The organism is Microbacterium sp. AR7-10 (genome assembly GCF_001878835.1).
Lineage (GTDB): Bacteria > Actinomycetota > Actinomycetes > Actinomycetales > Microbacteriaceae > Microbacterium > Microbacterium commune.
Genome location: NZ_MJIR01000109.1, coordinates 1 through 3768, shown reverse-complemented (window position 1 = coordinate 3768; position 3768 = coordinate 1). Strand labels below are relative to the sequence as shown.

The 3768-nt window shown below is 70.2% G+C and carries 3 protein-coding genes; 2 read left to right on the top strand and 1 reads right to left on the bottom strand.

All coding sequences use genetic code 11. The annotated features are described in order from the left end of the window. Both BFN01_RS14330 and BFN01_RS14325 read left to right on the top strand, forming a co-directional pair. Window positions 1-1048, top strand: a 1048-nt coding sequence (locus BFN01_RS14330) for a hypothetical protein (RefSeq protein ID WP_071645005.1), incomplete at its 5' end; no start/stop codon positions are given. 70 nt (window positions 1049-1118) lie between these two features. After that, window positions 1119-2936, top strand: a complete 1818-nt coding sequence (locus BFN01_RS14325; RefSeq protein ID WP_071645004.1) for an ABC-F family ATP-binding cassette domain-containing protein — start codon at window positions 1119-1121, stop codon at window positions 2934-2936. Window positions 2937-2955: 19 nt separating this feature from the next. On the opposite strand, the gene BFN01_RS14320 is transcribed toward BFN01_RS14325, so the two are convergent. After that, on the bottom strand, window positions 2956-3768 hold an 813-nt coding region (locus BFN01_RS14320; RefSeq protein WP_071645003.1), incomplete at its 5' end, for a prenyltransferase.

Below are 3768 nucleotides of genomic sequence, written 5' to 3'. Positions count from 1 at the left end.
CCAGCGCGGCGACGAGAAGCACCCCGTGGGCGACGCCACCGGAGCCGGCGCCGATGCCCCCGATTCCCTCGACCGCATCGCCGCCGACCTTCGCGCCCTCAAGGAGGCGAATCCGGTCTCCCACGCCGCGATCGGACGGCGGATCGGCGAGCAGCGGGTCGCCCGCGGCCTTCCCGCGGCGGCCGCCTATCCGCCGCGCAGCACGGTTTACGACGTGTTCCGCGCCGGCCGCACCCGGATCGACCCCGAGCTGCTGCGCGACATCGTGACCGCCCTCGGAGGGGACGAGGCCGAGGTGGAGCGGTGGGCGCAGCGCGCCCGGCAGCTCAGACGGCCGACGGAGCCGACCGCCAGACAGCGCGTGGCGCCGACGGCGCGGCCCGTCGCGTTGCCCGCATCGGCTGACATCGACCGGTTCCCGGGCGCGCAGCAGCCGCGCTGGTGGAGCCCTTACGTGCTCCTGCTCGGATGCATCGTCTTGAACCTCCTGGGGATCGTGGTCGTGCAGGCCCTCCACCTGCCGATCTATCTCGACATGGCGGGCACCGCCACCGCCTCGATCATCCTCGGCCCGTGGCACGGAGCCGTCGTCGCGACGGCGGGCAACCTCCTCGGCTTCGCCGTCGGCGCTCCCGGTGCCGCCCCCTATGCCCTCGTGAATCTGGCGGGAGCACTCGTCTGGGGATACGGGGTCCGGCGCTGGCGGATGGGTGACGGGATCGGGCGGTTCTTCGCGCTGAACCTCCTCGCCGCCACCGCATGCTCTATGGTCGGCGCCCCACTCGGCGTCATCCTCTTCGGCGGCCTCAGCGGGCACGGCTCCGACACGGTCACCGAGTCGATCGTGACGATGGGGCTGCCGTTGATCGCCGCGGCCTTCTCCTCGAACATCCTGACCTCGGTGATCGACAAGGTCCTGACCGGCTTCGTGGCGCTGATGGCCTTCGTCTGGCTGCACCGGGCGGCGGGCTTTCCCGCATCGCACATGCCGCTCGTCGAGCGCCTGAGCGCCAGTCCCGAGCATCCGCACCCGTCCGCGCGCCTTTGATCCGACTCCAGGCCGTCGCGCTCGTCGACGATGGGCGACGGGGGCACGGGTACCGCATAGCCTTGAGGTGATGGCACATCTACTTGGGGCCGAGGCCCTGCACCTGGAGTATCCGACCAAGGTCGTCCTCGATGGGGTGACGGTCGGAATCGACGAGGGCGATCGCATCGGCATCGTCGGTCGCAACGGCGACGGCAAGTCGACCCTCATGAAGCTGCTCGCCGGTGTCCTCGAGCCGGATTCGGGACGGGTGACCCGCCGCGGTGGGCTGCGTGTGGGTGTGCTGGAGCAGCAGGACAGCCTCGACGACGACATGAGCATCGGGCAGGCGGTCGTCGGCGATCGGCTGGAGCACGAATGGGCCGGCGACGCCCGCACTCGTGACGTGATCGCGGGGCTCCTGACCGACCTGCCATGGGAGGCGCGGATAGGATCGCTCTCGGGCGGTCAGCGGCGTCGTGTGCAGCTCGCGCAGCTGCTCATCCAGGACTGGGACCTGATCTTCGCCGACGAGCCCACCAACCACCTCGACGTCGAGGCGATCACCTGGCTCGCGGCGCACCTCAAGGGCCGCTGGCCGAAGAACGCCGGCGCGCTGCTGGTCGTCACGCACGACCGCTGGTTCCTCGATGAGATCTGCACGGCGACGTGGGAGGTGCACGACCGCATCGTCGAGCCGTTCGAAGGCGGCTACGCCGCATACATCCTGCAGCGCGTCGAGCGCGACCGGATGGCCGCGGCATCCGAGGCGAAGCGGCAGAACCTCGCCCGCAAGGAGCTCGCCTGGCTGCGCCGTGGAGCACCCGCGCGCACGAGCAAGCCGAAGTTCCGCATCGACGCCGCGAACGCCCTGATCGCCGACGTGCCGCCCATCCGCGACTCCGTCTCACTGCAGTCGCTGGCCGTGTCACGTCTGGGCAAGGACGTGGTCGATCTGCTCGACGCCGGGGTCTCGTACGGCGAGAAGACCGTTCTGCAGGACGTCGAGTGGCGCATCGCGCCCGGTGAGCGCACCGGCATCCTCGGTGTCAACGGCGCCGGCAAGTCCACTCTCCTCGGACTCGTCTCGGGTGACGTCGAGCCCACCAGCGGACGCGTCAAGCGAGGCAAGACCGTGCAGGTGCGCACCCTCACCCAGCGCACCTCCGAGCTCGAGCAGCACTGGAACGACCCCGTGCGCACGGTCATCGAGGGTCTGCGCACCTCGTACACGTTCGGCAGTGGATCGAAGGCGGCAGAGCTCACGCCCGGGCAGCTGCTCGAGCGCCTCGGCTTCACGTCGGCGCAGCTGTCGACCCCGGTGCGGGATCTCTCGGGCGGCCAGCAGCGCCGACTGCAGCTGCTGCTCGTGCTGCTCGACCAGCCGAACGTGCTCATCCTCGACGAGCCGACCAACGACATGGACACCGACATGCTCGCCGCCATCGAGGACCTCCTCGACTCGTGGCCCGGCACCCTGCTCGTGGTCAGCCATGACAGGTACTTCCTCGAGCGGGTCACCGATCAGCAGTACGCCGTGCTGCGCGGACGGCTGCGGCACCTCCCCGGCGGGATCGACGAGTACCTGCGGCTGCGCGATCTGGAGAGGCGGGAGCAGGCGGGCTCATCCGCCGCGGGAACCGGCGGAGCCGGCGCACCGGGCGCCGCGGCGAAGGCATCCGGACTGGACGGGGCCGCGCGCCGTGCGGCCGAGAAGGAGATCGCCGCGCTCGAGCGACGCATGCAGAAGCTCAACGACCAGATCGATCGCGCCCGGCACGCGCTCGCCGACCACGATCAGGCGGACTACACGGGTCTGGGGGAGCGGATGCAGCAGATCCAGGCTCAGCAGGGCGAGGTCGAGGAGCTCGAGCTGCGCTGGTTCGAGCTCACCGAAGAGCTCGGCTGAGCTCTGGCCGCGGTCTGGATCACCGCCCGATCGCGTACCAGATCAGCAGCATCGTGACGACGAAGCCGCAGGCGTAGTTGATCCACAGGAAGTGCCGCCAGCCGCGGTTCGCCGCACCTGAGTCGGCATCCGACACCGAATGGTAGGGCGCTGCCGCCCACAGGTACGGCAGCGCCAGCACGGCGGCGAGCGCACCGGGCAACCCGGTGAAGAGCATGAGCACTCCCGCTGCCGCCCAGCAGGCCAGCGCCAGTCGCACGGTGCGAGCGGCGCCCAGAGCCGTCGCGATCGACGAGATGCTCCCCTCGCGGTCGGGCACCACGTCCTGCACGGCACCGAACGCGTGGCTCGCCACACCCCAGAGGAAGAAGGCGGTCAGCACCGCGACGAGGCCCGGGGTGGCCGTCCCGCCGGCGAGCGCGAATCCGTACACCGCCGGGCTCACGAAGTGGATGCTGGAGGTGATCGAGTCGAGCACCGGCACCTCTTTGAAGCGGAACGGCGGCGCCGAGTACGCGACGACGGCGAACAGACTGATCGCCAGGATCAGCCACGACAGAGGCGAGCCGAGCACGATCAGCGCGACGACGAACGGTGCGCTGAGCACGATCGAGCTCACCAGGACCGTGCGGTGCCGCTGCGGCGACAGCAGTGCCCCCTCGACTCCGCCCTTGCGGGGGTTCGCGAGGTCGGAGGCGTAGTCGAACACGTCGTTGATCCCGTACATCGCGAGGTTGTACGGCACGAGGAAGAACAGCGTGCCGATCACCCAGCGCGCGTCCAGCGTGCCCGCGACGAGCAGGTACGCGGCCGCGAACGGGTAGGCCGTGTT

Coding starts and splice junctions, on each gene's coding strand:
- BFN01_RS14325 (WP_071645004.1), top strand. CDS start 1,119: ATGGCACATCTACTTGGGGCCGAGGCCCTGCACCTGGAGTATCCGACC.